Raw genomic sequence first — 22,681 nt, 5'->3', positions numbered from 1 at the left:
GGGGGATCCGGGCTCCGTGACGGCCGTACGCGGGGCCGGTCAGCCGACCACCGTCCAGGTGTCGTCCCCGCTCAGCAGGGCGCCGAGGTCGCCCTTGCCGTTGCGCTCGACGGCCGCGTCCAGCTGGTCGGCCATCAGCGTGTCGTAGACCGGCCGCTCGACACTGCGGAAGACCCCGATCGGGGTGCGGTGCAGGGTGTCCGGGTCGGCCAGGCGCGAGAGCGCGAACGCCGTGGTGGCGCCGGCGGCGGTGGAGTCGTGGACCAGCACCCGCGACTCGTTCTCCGGGGTGACCTCGACGACCTCCAGCTCGCCCGTGGCCTCGTTGCGTACGACGCCCTTCGCGCCGTCGGCGCCGAAGCGGATCGGCCGGCCGTCCTCCAGCCGGATCACCGCCTCCCGGGCCTGCTCCTGGTCCTTGAGGACCTCGAAGGCGCCGTCGTTGAAGATGTTGCAGTTCTGGTAGATCTCCACGAGCGCCGTGCCCTCGTGGTCGGCCGCCCGGCGCAGCACCTCGGTGAGGTGCTTGCGGTCGGAGTCGACGGTCCGGGCGACGAAGGTCGCCTCGGCGCCGATGGCCAGCGACACCGGGTTGAAGGGCGCGTCCAGCGAGCCCATCGGCGTCGACTTGGTGATCTTGCCGACCTCGGAGGTGGGGGAGTACTGCCCCTTCGTCAGCCCGTAGATCCGGTTGTTGAAGAGCAGGATCTTGAGGTTGACGTTCCGGCGCAGGGCGTGGATCAGGTGGTTCCCGCCGATGGAGAGCGCGTCGCCGTCGCCCGTGACCACCCAGACGGACAGATCGCGCCGGGAGGTGGCCAGGCCCGTGGCGATGGCCGGGGCGCGGCCGTGGATGGAGTGCATCCCGTAGGTGTTCATGTAGTACGGGAAGCGCGAGGAGCAGCCGATCCCGGAGACGAAGACGATGTTCTCCTTCGCCAGCCCCAGTTCGGGCATGAAGCCCTGGACGGCGGCCAGGACGGCGTAGTCGCCGCAGCCCGGGCACCAGCGGACCTCCTGGTCCGACTTGAAGTCCTTCATCGACTGCTTGCTCTCGGCCTTCGGCACCAGCGAGAGCAGGGTGCGGGCGGTGCCGGCCCGCCCGGGTGCCGCGCCGGCGGTCGCCCCGTCGGTCGCCTCTTCGGTCACCTCAGTCATCGATGGCCTCCTTGAGAACCGTCGCCAGCTGCTCCGCCTTGAACGGCATTCCGTTGACCTGGTGGTAGGACTGCGCGTCGACCAGGTATTTCGCCCGGATCAGGGTGGCGAGCTGCCCGAGGTTCATCTCCGGCACCACTACCTTCTCGTAACGCTCCAGGACCTCGCCCAGATTCCGCGGGAAGGGGTTCAGGTGCCGCAGATGGGCCTGGGCGACGGGGAGTCCGGCGATCCGGAGCCGCCGGACGGCGGCGGTGATCGGCCCGTAGGTGGAGCCCCAGCCGAGGACCAGGGTGCTCGCGCCGTCCGGGTCGTCGACCTCCACGTCGGGCACCCGGATGCCGTCGATCTTGGCCTGGCGGGTGCGGACCATGAAGTCGTGGTTCGCGGGGTCGTAGGAGATGTTGCCCGTGCCGTCCTGCTTCTCGATGCCGCCGATGCGGTGTTCGAGACCAGCGGTCCCGGGCACCGCCCAGGGCCGGGCCAGGGTCTCGGGATCGCGCTTGTACGGCCAGAAGACCTCGGAGCCGTCGGCCAGGGTGTGGTTCGTGGCGGTGGCGAACTTGACCTTGAGGTCCGGCAGGTCGGTGACCTCCGGGATCCGCCAGGGCTCGGAGCCGTTGGCCAGGTAGCCGTCGGAGAGCAGGAAGACCGGGGTCCGGTAGGTGAGCGCGATCCGGGCCGCGTCGAGGGCGGCGTCGAAGCAGTCCGCGGGTGTGCGCGGCGCCACGATCGGGACGGGCGCCTCGCCGTTGCGGCCGTACATGGCCTGGAGCAGGTCCGCCTGCTCCGTCTTCGTCGGCAGACCGGTGGACGGGCCACCCCGCTGGATGTCCACGACCAGCAGCGGAAGCTCCAGCGACACCGCGAGGCCGATCGTCTCCGACTTGAGCGCCACGCCCGGCCCGGAGGTGGTGGTCACGGCCAGCGCCCCGCCGAAGGCCGCGCCGAGGGCCGCCCCGATGCCCGCGATCTCGTCCTCGGCCTGGAAGGTCCGGACACCGAAGTTCTTGTGCTTCGACAGCTCGTGCAGGATGTCCGAGGCCGGGGTGATCGGGTAGGAGCCCAGGTAGAGGGGCAGATCGGCCTGCTGGCCCGCGGCGATGAGTCCGTAGGAGAGGGCCAGGTTGCCGGAGATGTTGCGGTAGGTGCCGGTGGGGAACGCCTGGGTGGCGGGCGCCACCTCGTAGGAGACCGCGAAGTCCTCCGTGGTCTCCCCGAAGTTCCAGCCGGCGCGGAAGGCGACGATGTTCGCCTCGGCGATGTGCGGCTTCTTCGCGAACTTCTGCCGCAGGAACGCCTCGGTGGCCTCGGTCGGCCGGTGGTACATCCAGGACAGCAGGCCCAGCGCGAACATGTTCTTGCTGCGCTCGGCCTCCTTGCGGGAGAGGCCGAAGTCCTTGAGCGCCTCGACCGTCAGGGTGGTCAGCGGCACCGGGTGGAGGCTGTAGGCCGCCAGGGAGCCGTCCTCCAGCGGGGAGGTCTCGTAGCCGACCTTGGCCATGGGGCGCTTGGTGAACTCGTCCGTGTTGACGATGATCTCCGCGCCGCGCGGCACGTCCGCGATGTTCGCCTTGAGCGCGGCCGGGTTCATCGCCACCAGCACGTTCGGGGCGTCACCGGGGGTGAGGATGTCGTGGTCGGCGAAGTGCAGCTGGAACGAGGAGACGCCGGGCAGGGTGCCGGCGGGGGCGCGGATCTCGGCGGGGAAGTTCGGCAGCGTCGACAGGTCGTTCCCGAAGGACGCCGTCTCCGACGTGAAGCGGTCACCGGTGAGCTGCATGCCGTCACCGGAGTCACCCGCGAAGCGGATGATCACCCGGTCGAGACGGCGTACTTCCTTGCCGCCAGGACTCTCCGGGGTGCGCGGTCCGCCGACGACCGCACCTCCGGCCCCGTCGGCCTGTTCTGGGCTGCTGACCTGGCTGGTCACTGAACTGGACCTCCTTCGAGGCGTGAGCACCCCCAGAACCAACCCTACGACTGCACGGATCGGGTCCCCAGGAGCGGCCACATTCTGGACCGTAGGACCGCCCATCGGGACGGCCCGACCGGTATGCCATATCTGACAGAGTGTCAGTCGATCAAGATTTCAGATAGGTGAGAACGGCCAGTACACGCCGATGATCCCCATCACTCGGCGACAGGCCCAGCTTCATGAAGATATTGCTGACGTGCTTCTCGACCGCCCCGTCGCTGACGACCATCTGCTTCGCCACGGCGGAATTGGTACGCCCCTCGGCCATCAGCCCGAGCACCTCGCGCTCGCGCGGGGTCAGCCCCGCGAGGACGTCCTGCTTCCGGCTGCGGCCGAGCAGCTGCGCGACCACCTCCGGGTCCAGGGCGGTCCCGCCGCGGGCCACGCGGACCACCGCGTCCAGGAACTCCCGGACATCGGCCACGCGGTCCTTGAGCAGGTACCCCACTCCGGTACTGGATCCCGCCAGCAGCTCGGTCGCGTACTGCTCCTCCACGTACTGGGACAGCACGAGCACGCCTATCCCGGGGTGCGCGCGCCGCAGCCGTACGGCGGCCCGCACGCCCTCGTCCGTATGCGTCGGCGGCATCCGCACGTCCGCCACCACCACATCCGGCAGCGCGTCCTCGGCGGCGAGCTCCGCCACCGTCTTGATCAGGGCCTCGGCGTCCCCGACCCCGGCCACGACCTCATGACCCCGGTCGGTCAGCAACCGGGTCAGTCCCTCGCGCAGCAGCACTGAATCCTCGGCGATGACCACCCGCACCCTGTCGTCCACGACTCAGCAGCTCCCGCGTCCACTCGTTCCCACACCACCCGACCCGCCCAAGCATCCCAGCCCAACCCCCTGGGAAAGGCGGAGCCGGGCCAACAGGTGCCCACGAAGCCCGAGTTTTCCCCCGGAACCCCCAGCTCCGCCGCAGGAGCCGCAGATTCCGGCACGGCGGGGGCGCGAGACGGCGCGCCGGGAGGGGCGCCCGGGACCGCAAATCCAGCCCCGCGGGCGCTTGAGGCGCGCAAGCCGGCGCGGCAGAGCCCTGCGCGCGGGGGCGCAGATCCAGCCTCGCCGGCGTTTGAGGCGCTCTAAACGGCGCGGCAGAGCTCCGCGCGCGGGCGCGCAATCCCAGCCCCGCCGGCGTTTGAGGCGCGCAAGCCCTGGCGGCCGAGTCCCGCGCGCGGGGGCGCAATCCCAGCCCCGCCGGCGCTTGAAGGCGCGCAAGCCCGCGCGGCAGAGCCCGGCGCGCGGGGGGCGCAAATCCAGCCCCGCCGGCGTTTGAGGCGCGGGGGTCCGGGGCGGCGCCCCGAGCAATGGCGCGGCACCGGCCAGCGCGCGGGCAGCGCAACACCCGCAATCCCAGCCCCGCCGGCGTTTGAGGCGCGGGGTTCCGCGGCGGAGCCCCGGGCAACGGCGCGGCACACGCCACACGCAAGCGGGGCCCCCGGCCACCGGCCAGAAGCCCCGCACCCCCCCAAGGGCTACGCCCGCCACGGCAACTCGACCGTCACCACCGTCCCCTCACCCTCCGCGGAGTCCACCACGAGCACCCCGTCCACCGCCCCCACCCGCTCCGCGAGCCCCGCCAGCCCGCCGCCGCCCCCACGGGCAACCGCCGCCCCGCCCCGCCCGTCATCCCCCACCTGGATCAGCAACCGCTCCCCGGACTTCCACACCTCCACCGTCGCCCCGCGCGCCCCCGCCCCCGCATGCTCACTCACGTTCCGCAGCAGCTCCGACACCGCGAAGTACGCCATCCCCTCGATCGCCGCCGCCGGCCGCGCCGGCAGTTCCACCGCCACCCGCACCGGCACCGCGCACCGCGAAGCCACCGCCGACAGCGCCGCGTCCAGCCCCCGGTCCGTCAGTACCGCCGGATGGATCCCGCGCGCCAGATCCCGCAGCTCCTGGAGCGCGACCTTCACCTCCCCGTGCGCCTCGTCCACCAGCCGCGCGGCCGCCCGCGGATCCGCGGCCAGCTGCTCCCGCGCCCTGCCCAGGTCCGCCTCCAGGGAGACCAGCCGCGCCTGCGCCCCCTCGTGCAGATCCCGCTCGATGCGCCGCAGATCCGCCGCCGCCGTGTCCACGACCACGCCCCGGTCGGACTCCAGCTCACTGACACGCTCCGCCAGCCGCGACCCTCCCAGCAGCCCGCCGACCATCACCCGGTCCACCATGGTCAGCGCCCGGATCACCCACGGCGTGACAAGGGTGAGGACCAGCCCCACCAGGCAGGTCAGGGCGATCTCGGAGGGCGTGTCCAGGTAGAAGGAGAAGTCGTCGTTCTGGAAGAGCTGCAGCCCGGGCTGGTCGGTGTAGGCGGGGAACACCCAGTACCAGAGCGGGTACAGCAGGTACGTCCACCCCGCCGCCCAGAACGTCAGTGCCACACAGAAACCGAACACCGCCAGCGGGAAGTGGATCAGCGAGTACAGCAGATGCCGCCACGCACTCCCGCTCTTGAGCACCGCCCCCATCGCCGCGAACGCCCCCGGCTTCCCCGCCCGGATCGGCGCCGGGTCGGCGACGCGCCCCCCGAGCAGCACCCGTACCCGGGCCCGCTCCAGATGCCCGAAGCCGCGGCACATCACGAGCACAGCGGCGAGCACCGGAACACCCACGAACGTGACGAGCAGCCCGGCACCGAGGCTCACGCCCGTGATGGCCAGCGAGAAATACACCGTGCTGAGCGGCAGCCCGACCAGCAGATGCCCGAACTCCTTCCACGTCCGCCCCGCCACCGGAGCCCCCAGCACACCCAAGACCCCACCGCGCGCCATACCCACACCCACCCTCCACCGCCGAACCCAACCCCTCCACCCTCCCGCCGCCCCCCACCCCGGAACCATCCAGCGAGTAGGCGTCTCCACCGGGGGGTTAACCCCACCAAGTCCAGCGAATCCAGCCCCGCCGGCGTTTGAGGCGCGGGGTCCGGGGCGGAGCCCCGAGCAGCGGCGCGGCAGACGCCGGCCCATCCCAGCCCCGCCGGCGTTTGAGGCGCGGGGTCCGGGGCGGAGCCCCGTGCAACGGCGCCGCACCCCCAAAACACAAGCGGGGCCCCCGGCCCACCCGGCCAGGAGCCCCGCACCGGCTCCGCCCTACCCCCGCCCCCGCCCCCGCCACGGCAACTCCGCCGTCACCACCGTCCCCGCCCCCTCAGGCGAGTCCACAACGAGCACCCCGTCCACCGCCCCCAACCGCTCCGCCAGCCCCGCCAGCCCACTCCCGCGCGCCATGTCCGCCCCACCGCACCCGTCGTCGGACACCCGCAGCATCAACCGCCCACCGGCCCGCCACACCTCCACACTCGCGCCCCGCGCCCCCGCCCCCGCGTGCTTGCTCACGTTCTGCAGCAGCTCCGACACCACGAAATACGCGATCCCCTCAATCGCCTCGGCAGGCCGCCCCTCCTGCCCCCCGGCCCCACCCGAAGCACCCCGCCCACCCGACCCCGTCGACCCACCCGCCCCCGCCGGCAGATCCACCAACACCTTCACCGGCACCGCGCACCGCGAAGCCACCGCCGACAGCGCCGCGTCCAGCCCCCGGTCCGTCAGTACCGCCGGATGGATCCCGCGCGCCAGATCCCGCAGCTCCTGGAGGGCCAGCTTCACCTCCCCGTGCGCCTCGTCCACCATCGCCGCCGCCCCCTCCGGGTCCTCCAGCAGCTTTTCCTTCGCCAGGCCCAGCCCCATCGCCAGCGCGACCAGCCGCGCCTGCGCCCCGTCGTGGAGATCCCGCTCGATGCGCCGCAGGTCAGCCGCCGCCGTGTCCACGACCACCCCGCGGTCGGACTCCAGCTCCGCGATCCGCCGCTCCAGGTCGTCCGAGGGCGACAGCAGCCCCCGTACCATCGCGCGGTCCGCGTTCGCCAGCGTCCGCACCACATACGGCAGCACCGGCCACAGCACGAACAGCCCGGTCAGGACTACCGTGAAGGTGAGCACCCCCCAGGGCAGCCGGATCAGCTGGTACAGCACCGTCCGCCAGCCCACCGGATCCTTGATCGCCGTCCACAGCCAGGGGAAGAAGCCCCCGGCACGCCCCGGACCGGGCAGCCGGCTCGGCTCCTCCACCCGTATGCCCAGCAGCATCCGCGCACGGGCCCGTTCGAGCCGGCCCCACAGCCGGGACCCGAAAAGACCGGCCGCCAGCAGAGGAAGTCCGATCGCGGTCACGGAAAGACCGCCCGCGGTGGACACCATGACGACCGCGTACACGAATCCGATGATCCCTTCCGGCAGATTGGTCACCAGATGGGCGATCTCCTTCCACGTGACGGCACTGAACACGGGCCGTACGGGCGGAGGCCCGTCGCGGTCGGGGAGGGCATGGCTCATCGTCATGCGGCACACCCTGTCAAGTGCGGCTCACCGATGCCATGGGGCGGCCGGGGTGCTGTGAACGGGGGATAACCCCACCCCGTGTGAGGCAGGCCCTAGACTCCCGTCCGTACCAGATCGTCGACAGTGAACGAGGAGCGAGGAACGGACGTGCCCGAACCGACGGTATCGACCGTAACCGTGCTCGCGGCGGACTACTTCCGGAGTTATTCGGTCGTCGGTCTGCTCGCCGCCCTCGGTGTGCTCTTCGTGGCCGTCGCCTTCGGCGCCGGGCGCCTGCTGCGCCCCTCGGTCCCGACGCCCGAGAAGCTCATGACGTACGAATGCGGCGTCGACCCGGTCGGTGAGGGCTGGGCGCACACCCAGGTCCGCTACTACGTCTACGCGTTCCTCTACGTCATCTTCGCCGTCGACTCGATCTTCCTCTTCCCCTGGGCGACGGTGTTCGCCGCCGCCGGCTACGGCGCGACCACGCTCGTGGAGATGTTCATCTTCCTGGGCTTCCTGGCCGTCGGCCTGCTCTACGCGTACAAGAAGGGCGTCCTCGAATGGACGTGACACCCCAGCCGGAGCCGCATCGGGAGCCGCATCCGGAGTCGCTTCCGGAGCTGCTTCCGGAGCCCAAGCGGCTCGGAGTCCTCTCCCGCCTGGCCCCGGAACCGATGAAGGTGGTCCTGAACTGGGGCCGCCGCTACAGCCTGTGGGTCTTCAACTTCGGGCTGGCCTGCTGCGCGATCGAGTTCATCGCCGCGTCCATGGCCCGGCACGACTTCATCCGGCTCGGCGTGATCCCCTTCGCGCCCGGTCCGCGCCAGGCCGACCTCATGATCGTCTCGGGCACCGTCACGGACAAGATGGCCCCCGCCGTCAAGCGGCTGTACGAGCAGATGCCGGAGCCGAAGTACGTCATCTCCTTCGGCGCCTGCTCCAACTGCGGCGGCCCCTACTGGGACTCGTACTCGGTGACCAAGGGCGTCGACCAGATCATCCCCGTCGACGTCTACGTGCCCGGCTGCCCGCCCCGGCCGGAGGCGCTGCTCCAGGGCATCCTCAAGCTCCAGGAGAAGATCGCCCGCGAGTCGCTGGCCGAGCGGTACGCCGAGGGCCCGTCCGTCTCCCAGCTGACGAGCGGCCTGGTCACGGCCCCGCCGGCGCCCGCGCCCGCCTCCATCGACCGGGAGGCGGGGGCGTGAACCTCTACGACTCCCTCCCCGACGCGGCGGCCACCGTCTTCGGCGCCGAGGCGCGCGCGGAGATCGCGTACGACGTCCTCACCGTGGACGTGCCCGTCGGCAGCTGGATCCCCGCGCTGGAAATCGCCCGGGACAAGCTGGGCTGCACGTACTTCGACTGGCTGAGCGCCGTCGACGAGCCGGGCACCGGCTTCCAGATCTGCGCGCACGTCGCCTCGCTGGAGAACCACCGCGTCCGCCGTCTCCTGCTGCGTACGACGGTCCCGCACTCCGCGCCCTCCCTGCCGTCGGCGGTCGCCGTGTACGCGGGGGCGGAGTGGCACGAGCGCGAGACCTTCGAGATGTTCGGGATCCGCTTCACCGACCACCCGAACCTGGTGCACCTGCTGCTCCCCGAGAACTTCGAGGGCCACCCGCTGCGCAAGGACTTCGTCCTCGCGGCACGCGTGGCGAAGGCATGGCCGGGCGCGAAGGAACCGGGCGAGACCCACGACCCGGACGCCCCGAAGCGCCGCCAGATGCTCCCCCCGGGCGTCCCGGACCCGAACGACTGGGGCCCCATGAAGGGCCAACTCCCCCCAGCCCCCACCCGCCCCGCCCGCACCCCCCGCGCCGCGGGCACCACCCCCACCCGCCGCCCCCGCCCTGCGACAGACGCCCCAACGGCCGCCGCACCCCGCCGCACCCGCTCGGTCTCGGAAGGCTCAGCCACCCAGCCCACCCCGGCGGCGTCCCCTGACGCGCCAGCGGCGAGCGCGCCGACGCCGGACACGGCGGCCCGCCCGCCCCGCCGCACCCGCACGTCAGCGGACGGCTCAACCAGCCAGCCCACCCCGGAAACGGAAACACAGGCCCCCGGCCCGGACGCGGCGCCCACCGGCACCCCGGCCGCCGACCGGGACACGGCAGCCCCGGAAGCCGCCTCCCGCCCACCCCGCCGCAGCCGCTCCGCGGCGGACGGCTCGGCCAGCCAGGCGGCGCCGGACGCGGCAGCGGAAACCCCGGACGCGGCGTCCCGCCCGCCCCGCCGTAGCCGCTCCGCGGCGGACGGCTCGGCCAGCCAGGCGGCGCCTGACGCGGCAGCGGCGGAAACCCCGGGTGCGGCGTCCCGCCCGCCGCGCCGCGCCCGCTCAGCAGCCGACGGCTCCGCGAGCCAGTCGCCCTCGGCCACCGGCCAGGACACGGCAGCCCCGGAGGCCGCGCCCACCGGGACCCCGGGCGCGGAAGCCCCGCAGCCCCCGGACGCGCCGACCCCGGAAGCCGGCTCCCGCCCGCCCCGCCGCAGCCGCTCCGCGGCCGACGGCTCGACCAGCCAGGCGGCGCCCGGCGCGGGAGCGCCGGAAACGGCGGCGGCGCGGCAGAGGCGCCGCGCGGCGCCCCGCTCCGATGCCCCCTGGCACGACCCGAAGCCCGCCTTCGACGAGCCGGACCCCGGCCCCGACCCCGAATCCACCCCCGACAACGGAGGCGACGCGTGAACGACGTCCTCGACGTCGCCCTCCGGCTGATCGTCGTCTTCGCCGTCTTCCTCGTGCTCCCGCTCGTCGTCGGGCAGACCGAGCACAAGGTGATGGCCCACATGCAGGGCCGCCTCGGCCCCATGTACGCCGGCGGCTTCCACGGCTGGGCCCAGCTCGTCGCCGACGGCGTGAAGTTCGCGCAGAAGGAGGACGTCGTCCCCGCCGGCGCCGACCGCCGCATCTTCCAGCTGGCCCCCGCCGTCGCCCTGCTCCCGTACCTCCTCGTCCTCCTCGCGATCCCGATCGGCCCGGGCGAGGGCGCCGTGGGCCAGGTCATCGACGCGGGCCTGTTCTTCGTACTCGCCGTCATGGGCGTCGGAGTCCTCGGCTCCCTCATGGCCGGCTGGGCCTCCGCGAACAAGTTCTCCCTGCTCGGCGGCCTCCGCACCGCCGCCCAGCTGCTCGCCTACGAGCTGCCCATGCTGCTCGCCGCCGCCTCGGTCGCGATGGCCGCCGGGACCGTCTCCCTCCCCGGCATCGTCGAGAGCTTCCAGTGGTGGTGGCTGCCCTGGCAGATCGTCGGCGCGCTCGTCTTCTTCACCGCCGGCCTCGCCGAACTCCAGCGGCCCCCCTTCGACATGCCCGTCGCCGATTCCGAGATCATCTTCGGCGCGTACACCGAGTACACCGGCCTCCGCTTCGCCCTGTTCCTCCTCGCCGAGTACGCCGGCATCGTCGTCCTCTGCTTCCTCACCACCGTCCTCTTCCTCGGCGGCTGGCACGGCCCCTTCGGCGCCGACGGCCTCGGCTGGGTCTGGACCCTGCTCAAGACCGCCGTCCTCGCCTTCGTCGTGATCTGGCTCCGCGTCAGCTACCCGCGCCTGCGCGAGGACCAGCTCCAGAAGCTCGCCTGGACCACACTCATCCCGCTCGCGCTCGCCCAGATCGCGCTCACCGGCATCGTGAAGGTGGCGATCCAGTAATGCCCATCCCCGGATCCGGCCTCGCCAAGGGCCTGGCCGTCACGCTGCGCACGATGACGAAGCGCTCGCACACCGCCCAGTACCCCGAGGTCCAGCCCGAGCTCCCGCCCCGCTCCCGCGGGGTCATCGGCCTGTTCGAGGAGAACTGCACGGTCTGCATGCTGTGCGCCCGCGAGTGCCCCGACTGGTGCATCTACATCGACTCCCACAAGGAGACGGTCCCGGCCTCCACCCCCGGCGGCCGCGAGCGCAGCCGCAACGTCCTCGACCGCTTCGCCATCGACTTCTCCCTCTGCATGTACTGCGGTATCTGCATCGAGGTGTGCCCCTTCGACGCCCTGTTCTGGTCGCCGGAGTTCGAGTACGCGGAGACCGACATCCACGAGCTCACCCACGAGCGCGACAAGCTGCGCGAGTGGATGTGGACCGTCCCGGCGCCGCCCGCGCTGGACCCGGCCGCCGAGGAGCCCAAGGAACTCGCCGCCGCCCGCAAGGCCGCCGAGAAGGCCGAGGCCGCAGCGGCCGCCGCCGCAGCCGCCCAGGCAGCCGAAGCGGCGCAGGCCGCGCAAGCCGCCGAAGCCGCCCCCGCAAGCGACACCGAACCGCCGACGACCACCCCGAACCCGGAGGGAGACGCGTGACCCCCACCGCCACCCTGGCCGCAGCCGCCACCGCCACCACCGGGCCCGGTTTCCTCTCCCCGACCGGCGTCGAGATCACCTTCCTCCTCGTCGGACTCGCCACCCTCGGCGCGGCCCTCGTCACGGTCACCACCCGCCAGCTGGTGCACGCCGCCCTCTGGCTGGTCGTGACCCTCGGCGGCATCGCCGTCGAGTACCTCCTGCTGACCGCCGAGTTCATCGCCTGGGTCCAGGTCCTCATCTACCTCGGCTCCGTGATCGTCCTCCTCCTCTTCGGGCTGATGCTCACCAAGGCCCCCATCGGCCGCTCCCCGGACGCCGACTCCGGTAACCGCCCCGTCGCCCTCGGCGTCGCCGTCCTCGCCGCCGCGGCCCTGGTCTGGGTCGTCACCGACGCCTTCCGCACCACCTGGATCGACCTCGACGGACCGGTCCAGGGCTCCACGAAGGTCTCCGGCGAGATCCTCTTCCAGCACTGGGTGCTGCCCTTCGAAGCGCTCTCCGTCCTCCTCCTCGCGGCGCTGATCGGCGCCATCGTGCTGTCCCGCAAGAACGACGCCTCCGACGCCGCCACCCCGGCCGGCCCCGGCGGACAGAAGGACCGGCGCTGATGCACCTCGCCTATCCCGCCGTGCTCGCGGCGCTCCTCTTCTGCACGGGCCTGTACGGCGTACTCGCCCGCCGCAACGCCATCCTGGTGCTGATGTCCGTCGAGCTGATGCTCAACGCCGTCAACCTCAACCTGGTGGCCTTCGACGTCTGGCTGCGCGACGCCCTGCACGCCGGCCAGGCCCTCACCCTCTTCACCATCGCCATCGCCGCCGCCGAGATCGGCATCGGCCTCGCGATCGTGCTGATGGTGTACCGGAACCGCGGCACCTCGGACGTCGACCGGCTGCGCGACACCGCGGAGGGCCACGAGCCCGACCAGGACACCAGCACCAGCACCGGCGCCCCCGCCGCCACCGCCCGGCCGGAGGTCTCCGCGTGAGCACCACGACCCTCGCCGTCCTCGTCCCGCTGCTCCCCTTCCTCGGCGGGGTCGCGGGACTGCTGTCCGGCCGCGCCGCACCCGGCTTCGTCCGGCCGCTGGCGATCCTGCCGACGCTCGCCTCCGCCGTACTGGCCGTGCTCGTCGCCGTCCGCCAGGGCACCGGCCCCGCGCTCAGCACCGCCACCGAACTGACCCCGACCGGCTCGGTGCCGATCGACCTCTCGCTCTACATCGACGGCTTCGCCGCACTGGTCGCCGTTCTGGTCGGACTCGTCGCCACCTGCGTGCAGGTGTACTCGACGGCCTACCTCCGTGAGGACCCGCGCTACTCCTCGTACGCCGCTCTCGTCTCACTGTTCACCTCCGCCATGCTGCTCGTCGTCTACTCCGGCGACCTGATGGTGCTGCTGGTCGGCTGGGAGGTCATGGGCATCTGCTCCTACTTCCTCGTCGGCCACTACTGGGAGACCGAAGCGGCCCGCTCCGCCTCCCTCAAGGCGTTCCTCGTCACCAAGCTCGGCGACGTCCCCTTCCTGATCGGCCTGTTCGCCCTCGCCGCCGACGCCGGCTCCTTCCGGATCACGAAGATCCTGGACACCGTCGCCGCGGGCGGACTCGACCACCCGACCGTCATCGCGCTGCTCCTGCTCGCCGGAGTGGCGGGCAAGTCCGCGCAGTTCCCGCTGCACACCTGGCTCCCCGACGCCATGGCCGGCCCCACCCCGGTGTCCGCCCTGATCCACGCCGCGACGATGGTCGCCGCCGGTGTCTACTTCATCGCCCGCCTCCTGCCCGTCTTCGCCGCCTCCGCGGCCGCGCTGGTGGTCATGGCCGTCATGGCGGCCGTCACGATGGTCGGATCCGCCCTCGCCGCCCTCGCCCAGGACGACATCAAGCGGGTCCTCGCCTACTCCACGGTCGGTCAGCTCGCCTACATGACCGGCGCCCTGGCCGTCGGCGACCGCTCCGCCGCCGTCTTCCACCTCCTCTCCCACGGCGCCTTCAAGGCGCTCCTCTTCCTGGGCGCCGGCGTGATCATCCACGCCGCCGGGACGAACTCCCTGGCCGCCATGTCCCGCATGGACGGCCTCTCCCGGCGCATCCCCGACGCCTTCTGGACCATGACGATCGCGCTCCTCGCGCTCGCCGCGATCCCGCCCTTCGCCGGCTTCTTCTCCAAGGAAGCCGTCCTCGTCGCCGCCGAGCAGACCGCCACCGGCCACTCCGGCCTCGCCCCCGAGGCCGCCGGCTGGCTGGTGCTCGCCGCCGGTGTGCTGACCGCCCTCCTCACCGCCGCCTACGCCGCCCGCCTCTGGCTGATGGCCTTCCGCGGCCGGGGCGCCTCCGCCCCCGACCACGGCAAGGAGCCCGTCGCCATGACCGGCGTGCTGTGGCTGCTCGCCGTCCCCACCCTCGGACTCGGCCTCGCCGCCGGCCCCATCGGGGACCGCCTCGACGGCCAGGAGCTCAGCCCGAGCCTGGTCACCTCCGTCCTCGGCACCGGCGCCGCCGTCCTCGGCGTGATGCTGACCTACGCCCTCTGGCAGCGCGCCACCGCCAAGGCCGCCCTCGGCTCCGCCTCCGGCGTCCCCGCCGACATCGCCGCCGCCGAATCCGCGGCCGAGGCGCCCGAGGTCGCCGAGGTCACCCTCGACCACCCCGCCGTCCCGCCCGGCCCCGCCCCCGACCCCGGCAGGGCGCTGCTCGGCCCGCTCCACCGGCACGCCGCCGACGGCTTCCACCTCGACGCCGTCTACGACCGGCTGTTCGTCCGCCCCGTCCGCGCGGCCGCCCGCCTCGTCACCTTCCTCGACCGCGAGGTCGTCGACACGTACGTCCGCGGCGCGGGCACCGGCACCCGGCTGCTCGGCGGCCTCGTCCGCCGCGCCCAGACCGGCAACGTGCAGAGCTACCTGAGCGCCCTGCTCGCCGGCGCCGTGGTCCTGGCCGTCGCCACCGCCGTCCTCGCCAACGTCAACGCCGGATCGTGAGCCGTGAGTCAGCCGTGATTGATATCAGCCCGTCCGTGATGCAGTTCCTTCTGGCGTTCCTCGTGGCCGCACCGCTCCTCGGCGCCGTCGCGGCCCTCCTCCCGGCCCCGCCCGGCCTCAAGGGCCGCAGCCCCGAACAGGCCGTCCTGCGCCACGGCGTGACCGTGACCGGCGTGATCCTCGCCGCGGCGATCGCCCTCGCCCTGGGCTTCGACCACGACAACCCCTCCCGCTTCCAGGCGACGACGGACATCAGCTGGATCCCGGCACTGGACGTGCGGATCCACCTCGGTGTCGACGGCATCTCGCTCCCCCTCCTCCTGATGACCGCGCTGCTGTTCTTCCTCTGCGCGCTCTACAGCTACTTCAAGCTCCCCGCGGGCCCCTCCGCGAAGGCGTTCACGGCCCTGCTCCTCGTCCTCGAAGCCGGCACCCTCGCGACCTTCGCCGTCCTCGACCTGCTGCTCTTCTTCCTCGCCTTCGAGATGGTCCTCATCCCGATGTACTTCCTCATCGCCCGCTGGGGCGGTGCGCAGCGGCAGGCCGCCGCCTGGAAGTTCATCCTCTACACCCTGCTCGGCTCCGTCGTCATGCTGCTCGGTCTCCTCCTCGTCGGTGTGACGGCGGGCACATTCGACATGGTGGCACTCGCCACTGACAACGGCCGCGAACTGTCCGCGACCACCCAGCTACTGGCCGTGCTCTCCATCGGCATCGGACTCGCCGTCAAGACGCCCATGTGGCCGCTCCACAGCTGGCTCCCGGACGCCCACACGGCCGCCCCCACCGTCGGTTCCGTCCTGCTGGCCGGCGTCCTGCTCAAGATGGGTACGTACGGGTTCGTCCGCATCCTGCTCCCCGTCACCCCCGACGGCATGCGGACCCTCGCCCCCTACCTGGGCGCCTTCGCCGTCGTCGGCATCGTCTACGGATCGCTCGCCTGCCTCGCCCTGGCCCGCAAGGGGAGCAAGGGCGACCTCAAGCGCCTCATCGCCTACTCCTCCGTCGGCCACATGGGCTTCGTCCTCCTCGGCATCGCCTCCATGACCCCCACCGGCGTCAACGGCGCGCTCTTCGCCAACATCGCCCACGGCCTGATCACCGGCCTGCTCTTCTTCCTGGTCGGCGCCCTCAAGGACCGCTACGGCACCGCCGACCTCGACACCCTCGCCGGCGCCACCGGAGCCGCCCTCTACGGCCGCGCCCCCCGCCTCGGCGCCCTCCTCGCCTTCGCCGCCGTCGCCTCCCTCGGCCTGCCCGGCCTGGCCGGCTTCTGGGGGGAGATGCTCGCCCTCTTCGGCGCCTTCGACCCCGCGCGGGGCCTCTCCCGGCCCGCGTTCCTCACGTACACGGCCATCGGCGCCCTCGGCACGCTGCTCACCGCCGCCTATCTGCTGATCGTCGTACGGCGCGTCTGCATGGGAGACCCCGAGACCGCCCCCGACCTCGCCGTCGCGGACGTCCAGCGCTACGAGTTCGCCGCCTGGACCCCGCTCGTCGCCCTCACCGTCCTCGCCGGCCTGTGGCCCGCGCTCCTCCTCGGCCTGACCGACCCGGCCGTTCAGCAGCTCCTCGCAGGAGGCACCTCATGACGGCCCTGACGGTCCTCGCGGCCGAGACCCCCAGCCTGGTCCAGTCCGTCGACTGGCTCGCCATCGCCCCCGTGGTGATCACCGCCGCCGTCGGCCTGCTCGTCCTCGTCGCCGATCTCTTCACCGCCGAGCGCCACAAGCCGCTCCTCGGCTGGATCTCCGTGGCGGGCCTGGCCGCCGCGACCGCCACCCTGGTCCCGCTGCGGACCGGGGAGCGCGCCACCTTCTGCCTCACCGCCGCCCCGGAGGCGTGCAGCTACGTCGCCGACCGGTTCACGGTCGTCGTGCAGTTCCTGGTGCTCGCCGGGGCCCTGGTCACTGCCCTGCTGTCGGTGACCGCCGTCCGCGAGAGCCGCATGCCCGCGGGGGAGTACTGGTTCCTGCTGCTCTCCTCCGCCGCCGGCGCGACCCTGCTGCCCGCCTCCCGCGACCTCGCCACCCTGATCGTCGCGCTCGAAGTGGCCTCGCTGCCCGCCTTCGCGCTCGTCGGCATGCGCCGCGGCGACCGGCTCTCCTCCGAGGCCGCCCTGAAGTTCTTCCTGTCCTCCGTCACCGCCACCGCCGTGTCGCTGATGGGCGTCAGCTTCGTCTACGCCGCCACCGGCTCCCTCCACCTCACCCAGGTGGCCGACCGCCTCGAAGACGTCCCCGGACAGCTCGACACCCTCGCCATGGCGGGCGTCGCCCTCACCCTCGTCGGCTTCGCCTTCAAGACCGCGGCCGTCCCCTTCCACTTCTGGGTCCCCGACACCTACGTCGGCGCCCCCCTGCCCATCGCCGGCTACCTCTCGGTGATCGGCAAGGCCGTCGGCTTCACCGGCCTCATCCTCGTCACGGTGATCGCCTTCCCGGCGTACTCGCAGATCTGGGGCCCGGCCCTCGCCGTCCTCGCCGCGCTCACCATGACCCTGGGCAACGCCGCCGCGCTGCGCCAGTCCCCGGACCGCCCGCACAGCGCCGTACGGCTGCTCGCCTGGTCCTCCGTCGGCCAGGCCGGCTACCTGCTGGTGCCGATCGCGGCCGCCGCGTACTCCGAGCGCGACCAGATCGGCTCCACCCTCGCCTACGCCCTCATGTACGCGGCGGTGAACCTCGGCGCCTTCGCCGTGGCCGCCCTCGTCGCCCGCACCCGGCCCCGGCACCGGATCAGCGACTACCGGGGCCTGTACGCCGAGCGCCCCTTCGCCGCCCTCTCCCTGGCCTTCTTCCTGCTCTGCCTGGCCGGTCTCCCGCCGGGCATCATCGGCCTCTTCGCCAAGGTCACCGTCTTCCGGTCCGCCGTGGACGCCGGTCTGGGCTGGCTGGCCGTGCTCATGGCGGTCAACGTCGTCATCGCCCTGTACTACTACCTGCGCTGGACGGCGCTCCTCTTCCGCGGGCCCGAGGCAGCCGGGGACAAGGCGGCCGGGGAAGAGACGGCCGACGGGGCGGGACCGGCCCGCGTCCGCGCCCCCTGGCCGGTCACGGCCGCCATCGTCGCCACCGCGGTCACCGCGGTGATCCTCTCCGGCGCCCCGCAGCTCGTCCTGCGCGTCGCCTCGGGGAGCCTGTTCGCGCAGTGATCCGGCGCGCCCCGGCCGCGCGCTCACCCGTACGGAGCAGTGCCCGCCGCGGCCCCGCCGGCCCCCTCCCGGGGCGGCGGCGGGCCGCCGTCCCCGCACGCCCCTGGGAACCAGCCGCCCTCACCTCGCGTTGACCAGGAAGGGAGGGTCCACTGGACCGTAGACCCTCAGATCCATGACGGGGCTCCCCCTGCCGCACCACTTGGAGGGCGTACCGTGCACCGCCGGCACAACGGGCTCAAGACCGCCGTACTCCTCGGCGGGCTGTCCGCACTCATCATCCTCATCGGCAGCTTCTTCGGCCGGGGCGGCCTCATCATCGCCCTGGTCGTCGCCCTCGGGACGAACGCCTACGCGTACTGGAACAGCGACAAGCTGGCTCTACGCGCGATGCGCGCCCGCCCCGTCAGCGAGTTCGAGGCGCCACAGCTGTACCGCATGGTGCGCGAGCTCTCCACCTCCGCGCGCCAGCCGATGCCACGGCTCTACATCTCGCCCACCGAGGCCCCCAACGCCTTCGCCACCGGCCGCAACCCGCGCAACGCCGCGGTCTGCTGCACCGAGGGCATCCTGCGCATCCTCGACGAGCGCGAGCTGCGCGGGGTCATCGGGCACGAGCTCAGCCACGTCTACAACCGCGACATCCTGATCTCGTCCGTCGCCGGAGCGCTCGCCTCCGTGATCATGTTCCTGGTGAACTTCGCCTGGCTGATCCCGGTCGGCCGCTCGAACGACGACGAGGGCCCCGGCCTCATCGGCATGTTGCTGATCATGATCCTTGGCCCGCTGGCCGCCTCGGTGATCCAGCTGGCCATCAGCCGCTCGCGCGAGTACGAGGCGGACGCCTCCGGCGCCCAGCTCACCGGCGACCCGCTGGCCCTGGCCAGCGCGCTGCGCAAGCTCGACGCGGGCACCAAGCAGCTTCCGCTGCCCCCCGAACCGAGACTGGAGACGGCGAGTCACATGATGATCGCCAATCCCTTCCGCCCCGGTCAGGGACTGACCAAGATGTTTTCGACCCACCCCCCGATGGCCGAGCGCATCGCCCGGCTCGAACAGATGGCAGGCCGCAGGCAGTGAAGACCATTCTCAACATCATCTGGCTCGTACTCAGCGGCGTCTGGCTGTTCCTGGGCTACATCCTCGCGGGTGTGCTGCTGTGCATCACGATCATCGGCATCCCCTTCGGGATCGCCGCCTTCCGCATCGCCGTGTACGCCCTCTGGCCCTTCGGCTACACCACCGTCGAGCGCCGTGACGCCGGCGCCGGGTCCTGCGTGGGCAATGTCCTGTGGCTGGTCCTGGCCGGCTGGTGGCTGGCCCTGGGCCACATCGTCACGGGCATCGCGCTGTGCGTCACGATCATCGGTATCCCGTTCGGCATCGCCAACTTCAAGATGGTTCCGCTGTCCCTGCTGCCGCTGGGGCGGGAAATCGTACCGACGGACGCGCCGTTCGCGACCCGGTGACGGGGGCCCTGACCTGGGGCTCGACGTCGTTGTGACGTGTGTTCCGAGGGTAGTTTGACGCGGCCCGGTCAGTGGTTGTCCACAGGCCGGGCCGCGTGTCGGTGGGGTGCGCCACCATGAACGCATGAACGAGACCGAGCAGTTGCTGGAGCAAGTCGCCACCCGCGCGCACAACTCCGCGCGTGCGCACCGAAAGGCCCTCCCCGCGCCCCTGGGCGCCGGGGAGATCGCCCGGGCCGAGGGCATAGTCGGCTTCCCGCTGCCGCCCCTGCTCGCCCGCCTCTACACCCAGGTGGGGGACGGGGGATTCGGCCCGGAACAGGGCCTGCTCCCACTGCGCCGGGCCGTCGCGGTCTACCGGGCGCAGCGGGAGTCCGGGTGGCGCTGGCCCGAAGGGGTCCTGCCCGTGGCCGACTTCGGCTGCGCCATGTACGCCTGCGTCGACTGCCGTTCCGGCACCGCCCAGGTCCTGCTGTTCGACCCCAACCCGGGTGAGCCGGACCTCGCCTGGTCCGTCGACACCCCGAGCCTGGCCGGCTGGCTGCGCGGCTGGCTCGACGGCACCGCCTGGTTCTGCGCGGAATCGGGCCTGGGGGAGGAGGAAGACCTGGAGTTCGCGCCCTGGGAGGAGTTCAGATCCCGGATCTGACCCGGCCGCGGCGCAGCCCGTAGGCCAGCGCGCCCAGAGCCAGCACCGCCGCCCCGGTCACCGCCGAGGCCAGGGGCAGCGCACACCCCAGCACCACACAGCCGGACAGTCCGACCGCTGCCACGGCACGACCCTTGACAGCTGAATCGAGAGTCCACGCGGAGGCGTTCGCGATCGCGTAGTAGGCCAGCACTCCGAAGGAGGAGAAACCGATCGCGCCCCGCAGATCGGCCGTCGCCGCGAGCACGGCCACGACCGCACTCACTGCCACCTCGGCATGGTGCGGCACCCGCCGCCGCGGATGTACGGTGGCCAGCGCGCGCGGGAGATGGCCGTCGCGGGCCATCGCAAGGGTGGTCCTCGACACCCCCAGCACCAGGGCCAGCAGCGAGCCCAGCGCGGCCAGGGCCGCGCCCACCCGGACGACCGGGACCAGTCCGGGCCACCCGGCCGCCCGGACCGCGTCGGCCAGCGGCGCCGACGACCGCGCCAGCCCCTCCGCCCCGAGCACCGACAGCGCCGCCACCGCGACCGCGGCGTACACCAGCAGCGCGATCCCGAGCGCGAGCGGCACCGCCCGCGGGATCGTCCGCTCCGGATCGCGCACCTCCTCGCCCAGGGTGGTGATCCGGGCGTAGCCCGCGAAGGCGAAGAACAGCAGGCCCGCCCCCTGCAGCAGCCCGAGCGGGCCCGGCGCCGTCCCGCCGAGCCGCCCGGCGTCCGCCGCCTCCGAGGACAGGCACACCACGACCACCCCGGCGAGCACCGCCAGCACCACCGCCACGATCAGCCGGGCGATCCGGGCCGACGTCCGCACACCGCCGTAGCCCGCGGCGGTCGGCGCCACCACCGCCGCGACGGCCACCGCATGCTGCCGGCCGGGCCAGACGTACGCGCCCACCGTGAGGGCCATCGCCGCGCAGGAGGCCGTCTTGCCGACCACGAAGCCCCAGCCCGCCAGGTACCCCCAGAACGGGCCCAGCCGCTCCCGCCCGTAGACGTACGTGCCGCCGGAGGCCGGGTACCGGGCGGCGAGCCGCGCCGAGGAGTGCGCGTTGCAGTAGGCCACCAGGGCCGCCACGGCGAGCGCCGCCAGCAGGGCGCCGCCCGCCGCCCGAGCCGCCGGGGCGAGGGCCGCGAAGATCCCGGCGCCGACCATCGCGCCCAGTCCGACGACGACCGCGTCGGAGACCCCCAGAGTCCGCCTCAACTCATCCGTCACGGGCGGAGGGTAGCGGGCCTAGACGACGCCCTCCCGGCCGGCGAGCGGCGTCCGCGTACGCTCCCAGCCCTCCAGCGCCGTCAGGCAGGCGTGGTCGAGGTGGCGCAGCCCGCTGAGGTCGAGCCGCACCGGCTGCCCGTGCGGCAGCGCGTCCAGGGCGTCGAGCAGTTTGGGCAGCCGCAGGAAGCTGGCATTGCCCAGGACCCGTACGCGCAGTTCCCCGTCCTCCCAGACCTCCTCGATGTGTACGTGGGAGGTCTCCCAGGCCGCCTTCGCGATGGCCAGCCCCAGCCCGATCAGCACGCCCTCGAACAGGTTGGTGGCCACGATCGCGGTGGCCGTGACCACCAGCACCACCGCCTCGCCCCGGTGCGTGCGCCACAGCGAGGCCACCGTCCGGACGGGCAGCAGCTTCCAGCCCGCGTGCAGCAGCACCCCCGCCAGCGCGGCGAGCGGCACGCTCTCCAGCACCTGGGGGAAGGCCACGGCGAAGACGAGCAGCCAGACGCCGTGCAGCACCCGCGAGGCCCGGGTCCGCGCCCCGGCCTCCACGTTGGCGGCGCTGCGGACGATCACGGCGGTCATCGGCAGCGCCCCGAGCAGCCCGCAGACGCTGTTGCCCACCCCCTGAGCGATGAGCTCCTTGTCGTACTCGGTCCGCGGGCCGTCGTGCATCCGGTCCACGGCGGCGGCGCTGAACAGCGTCTCGGCGGAGGCGATCAGCGCCAGCGCGATCACGGTCCCGGCCGCTCCCACGGTGGCCAGCACCTCGAACTCGCCCCAGGCGGGCGGGGACACCGCCTCCAGCACCCCCGTCACCCGCACCTTCTCCACGGGCAGTTCCAGCAGCGCGGCCGCGGCGGTGGCGACGGCCACCCCGACGAGCGCCCCGGGCAGCAGCCGCAGCCGGGCGGGCACCCGCCGCCACAGCACCATGAGGGCGATCGTGCCCACCCCCAGCAGCACGGCGGCCCAGTCGGCCCGCGAGGCGAGCCCGTGCACCCCGCCGAGCTTCGCCAGGGTGTGCCCGGGGGCGTCGGCGTCACTCAGGGCGTACAGCTGCCCCGAGATCAGCACCAGCCCGATGCCGGCCAGCATCCCCTGCACGACGGCGACGGAGATCGCCCGGAACCACCGGCCCAGCCGCAGCGCCCCCAGGCCCAGCTGCACCACCCCGGCGGCGAGCACCAGCACCCCGAGCGCGGGGAGGCCGTACGTCTGCACCGCCTCGTAGACGAGCACGGTGAGCCCGGCCGCGGGCCCGCTCACCTGGAGCGAGCTCCCCCGGAACCAGCCGGTGACGAGCCCGCCGACCACGCCGGTGACGATCCCCAGCTCGGCCGGCACCCCGGAGGCGACCGCCACCCCCACGCACAGGGGGATGGCGACCAGAGCGACGACGACGGACGCCCAGAAGTCGTCGCGGAACGTGCCGGCCCCAGGCATGCGAG

At 72.8% G+C, this 22,681-nt stretch carries 20 protein-coding genes; 13 read left to right on the top strand and 7 right to left on the bottom strand.

Features of this window, described 5'->3' with window-relative positions; all coding sequences use genetic code 11:
- Positions 1-39 precede the first annotated feature (39 nt).
- The 5 genes from ABZ873_RS10345 to ABZ873_RS10325 all read right to left on the bottom strand — a co-directional run bounded on the left by ABZ873_RS10345 (position 40) and on the right by ABZ873_RS10325 (position 7,477).
- Positions 40-1,041 (bottom strand): 2-oxoacid:ferredoxin oxidoreductase subunit beta, encoded by a 1,002-nt coding sequence (locus ABZ873_RS10345; RefSeq protein ID WP_360868260.1) that lies wholly within the window; start codon positions 1,039-1,041, stop codon positions 40-42.
- Between the two features lie 109 nt (positions 1,042-1,150).
- A complete protein-coding gene (locus tag ABZ873_RS10340) occupies positions 1,151-3,091 on the bottom strand; it encodes a 2-oxoacid:acceptor oxidoreductase subunit alpha (protein WP_360868138.1) in 1,941 nt (646 codons plus the stop codon).
- Positions 3,092-3,242: 151 nt separating this feature from the next.
- Positions 3,243-3,902: a response regulator transcription factor gene (locus ABZ873_RS10335; protein WP_360868258.1), complete on the bottom strand. Its 660-nt coding sequence runs from the start codon at positions 3,900-3,902 to the stop codon at positions 3,243-3,245.
- A gap of 710 nt (positions 3,903-4,612) precedes the next feature.
- Positions 4,613-5,911 carry a sensor domain-containing protein gene (locus tag ABZ873_RS10330; RefSeq protein ID WP_360868254.1) on the bottom strand — a complete coding sequence of 433 codons (1,299 nt, stop codon included), beginning with the start codon at positions 5,909-5,911 and terminating at the stop codon, positions 4,613-4,615.
- A gap of 318 nt (positions 5,912-6,229) precedes the next feature.
- Positions 6,230-7,477, bottom strand: coding sequence for a sensor domain-containing protein (locus tag ABZ873_RS10325; protein WP_360868136.1), 1,248 nt, complete (start codon positions 7,475-7,477; stop codon positions 6,230-6,232).
- Positions 7,478-7,624: 147 nt separating this feature from the next.
- Here ABZ873_RS10325 and ABZ873_RS10320 point away from each other — a divergent pair, with 147 nt between their 5' ends.
- The 13 genes from ABZ873_RS10320 (at position 7,625) to ABZ873_RS10260 (ending at position 20,008) form a co-directional block, all read left to right on the top strand.
- Positions 7,625-8,032, top strand: a complete 408-nt coding sequence (locus ABZ873_RS10320; RefSeq protein ID WP_360868133.1) for an NADH-quinone oxidoreductase subunit A — start codon at positions 7,625-7,627, stop codon at positions 8,030-8,032.
- The gene (locus ABZ873_RS10315; RefSeq protein ID WP_360868130.1) at positions 8,023-8,667 is read left to right on the top strand and encodes an NADH-quinone oxidoreductase subunit B family protein; all 645 of its coding nucleotides are present in this window, start codon (positions 8,023-8,025) and stop codon (positions 8,665-8,667) included. Before ABZ873_RS10320 ends, ABZ873_RS10315 begins: the two co-directional genes overlap by 10 nt.
- Positions 8,664-10,145, top strand: a complete 1,482-nt coding sequence (locus ABZ873_RS10310; protein WP_360868127.1) for an NADH-quinone oxidoreductase subunit C — start codon at positions 8,664-8,666, stop codon at positions 10,143-10,145. Before ABZ873_RS10315 ends, ABZ873_RS10310 begins: the two co-directional genes overlap by 4 nt.
- Entirely contained in the window at positions 10,142-11,110 is a 969-nt protein-coding gene (locus tag ABZ873_RS10305; RefSeq protein WP_360868124.1) for a complex I subunit 1 family protein, read from the top strand. The genes ABZ873_RS10310 and ABZ873_RS10305 overlap by 4 nt, the downstream gene beginning before the upstream one ends.
- Entirely contained in the window at positions 11,110-11,751 is a 642-nt protein-coding gene (locus tag ABZ873_RS10300) for an NADH-quinone oxidoreductase subunit I (RefSeq protein WP_360868122.1), read from the top strand. The genes ABZ873_RS10305 and ABZ873_RS10300 overlap by 1 nt, the downstream gene beginning before the upstream one ends.
- A complete protein-coding gene (locus ABZ873_RS10295) occupies positions 11,748-12,362 on the top strand; it encodes an NADH-quinone oxidoreductase subunit J (protein ID WP_360868119.1) in 615 nt (204 codons plus the stop codon). Before ABZ873_RS10300 ends, ABZ873_RS10295 begins: the two co-directional genes overlap by 4 nt.
- Positions 12,362-12,742: an NADH-quinone oxidoreductase subunit NuoK gene (gene nuoK / locus ABZ873_RS10290; protein WP_360868116.1), complete on the top strand. Its 381-nt coding sequence runs from the start codon at positions 12,362-12,364 to the stop codon at positions 12,740-12,742. The genes ABZ873_RS10295 and nuoK overlap by 1 nt, the downstream gene beginning before the upstream one ends.
- Positions 12,739-14,736, top strand: a complete 1,998-nt coding sequence (locus ABZ873_RS10285; protein ID WP_360868113.1) for an NADH-quinone oxidoreductase subunit L — start codon at positions 12,739-12,741, stop codon at positions 14,734-14,736. The genes nuoK and ABZ873_RS10285 overlap by 4 nt, the downstream gene beginning before the upstream one ends.
- A 38-nt stretch (positions 14,737-14,774) precedes the next feature.
- Positions 14,775-16,328: an NADH-quinone oxidoreductase subunit M gene (locus ABZ873_RS10280; RefSeq protein WP_360868252.1), complete on the top strand. Its 1,554-nt coding sequence runs from the start codon at positions 14,775-14,777 to the stop codon at positions 16,326-16,328.
- Positions 16,325-17,890, top strand: coding sequence for an NADH-quinone oxidoreductase subunit N (locus ABZ873_RS10275; RefSeq protein ID WP_360868110.1), 1,566 nt, complete (start codon positions 16,325-16,327; stop codon positions 17,888-17,890). Before ABZ873_RS10280 ends, ABZ873_RS10275 begins: the two co-directional genes overlap by 4 nt.
- 216 nt (positions 17,891-18,106) lie before the next feature.
- Positions 18,107-18,970 carry a zinc metalloprotease HtpX gene (htpX, locus tag ABZ873_RS10270; protein ID WP_360868107.1) on the top strand — a complete coding sequence of 288 codons (864 nt, stop codon included), beginning with the start codon at positions 18,107-18,109 and terminating at the stop codon, positions 18,968-18,970.
- The gene (locus ABZ873_RS10265; RefSeq protein WP_360868104.1) at positions 18,967-19,359 is read left to right on the top strand and encodes a YccF domain-containing protein; all 393 of its coding nucleotides are present in this window, start codon (positions 18,967-18,969) and stop codon (positions 19,357-19,359) included. The genes htpX and ABZ873_RS10265 overlap by 4 nt, the downstream gene beginning before the upstream one ends.
- 124 nt (positions 19,360-19,483) lie before the next feature.
- Complete coding sequence (locus ABZ873_RS10260; RefSeq protein ID WP_360868101.1) at positions 19,484-20,008, top strand: SMI1/KNR4 family protein; 525 nt, start codon at positions 19,484-19,486, stop codon at positions 20,006-20,008.
- Here ABZ873_RS10260 and ABZ873_RS10255 read toward each other — a convergent pair.
- Both ABZ873_RS10255 and ABZ873_RS10250 read right to left on the bottom strand, forming a co-directional pair.
- On the bottom strand, positions 19,992-21,230 hold the full coding sequence (locus ABZ873_RS10255; RefSeq protein WP_360868098.1) for an APC family permease: 1,239 nt from the start codon (positions 21,228-21,230) through the stop codon (positions 19,992-19,994). The genes ABZ873_RS10260 and ABZ873_RS10255 overlap by 17 nt on opposite strands.
- Before the next feature lie 18 nt (positions 21,231-21,248).
- Entirely contained in the window at positions 21,249-22,676 is a 1,428-nt protein-coding gene (locus ABZ873_RS10250; protein WP_360868095.1) for a SulP family inorganic anion transporter, read from the bottom strand.
- Positions 22,677-22,681: the final 5 nt, after the last annotated feature.

Source organism: Streptomyces sp. NPDC047014, from assembly GCF_040644195.1.
In the GTDB taxonomy this organism is placed as follows: Bacteria; Actinomycetota; Actinomycetes; order Streptomycetales; family Streptomycetaceae; genus Streptomyces.
The sequence above is the reverse complement of the archived record's forward strand: the minus strand, read 5'-3'. Positions and strand labels throughout refer to the sequence as shown.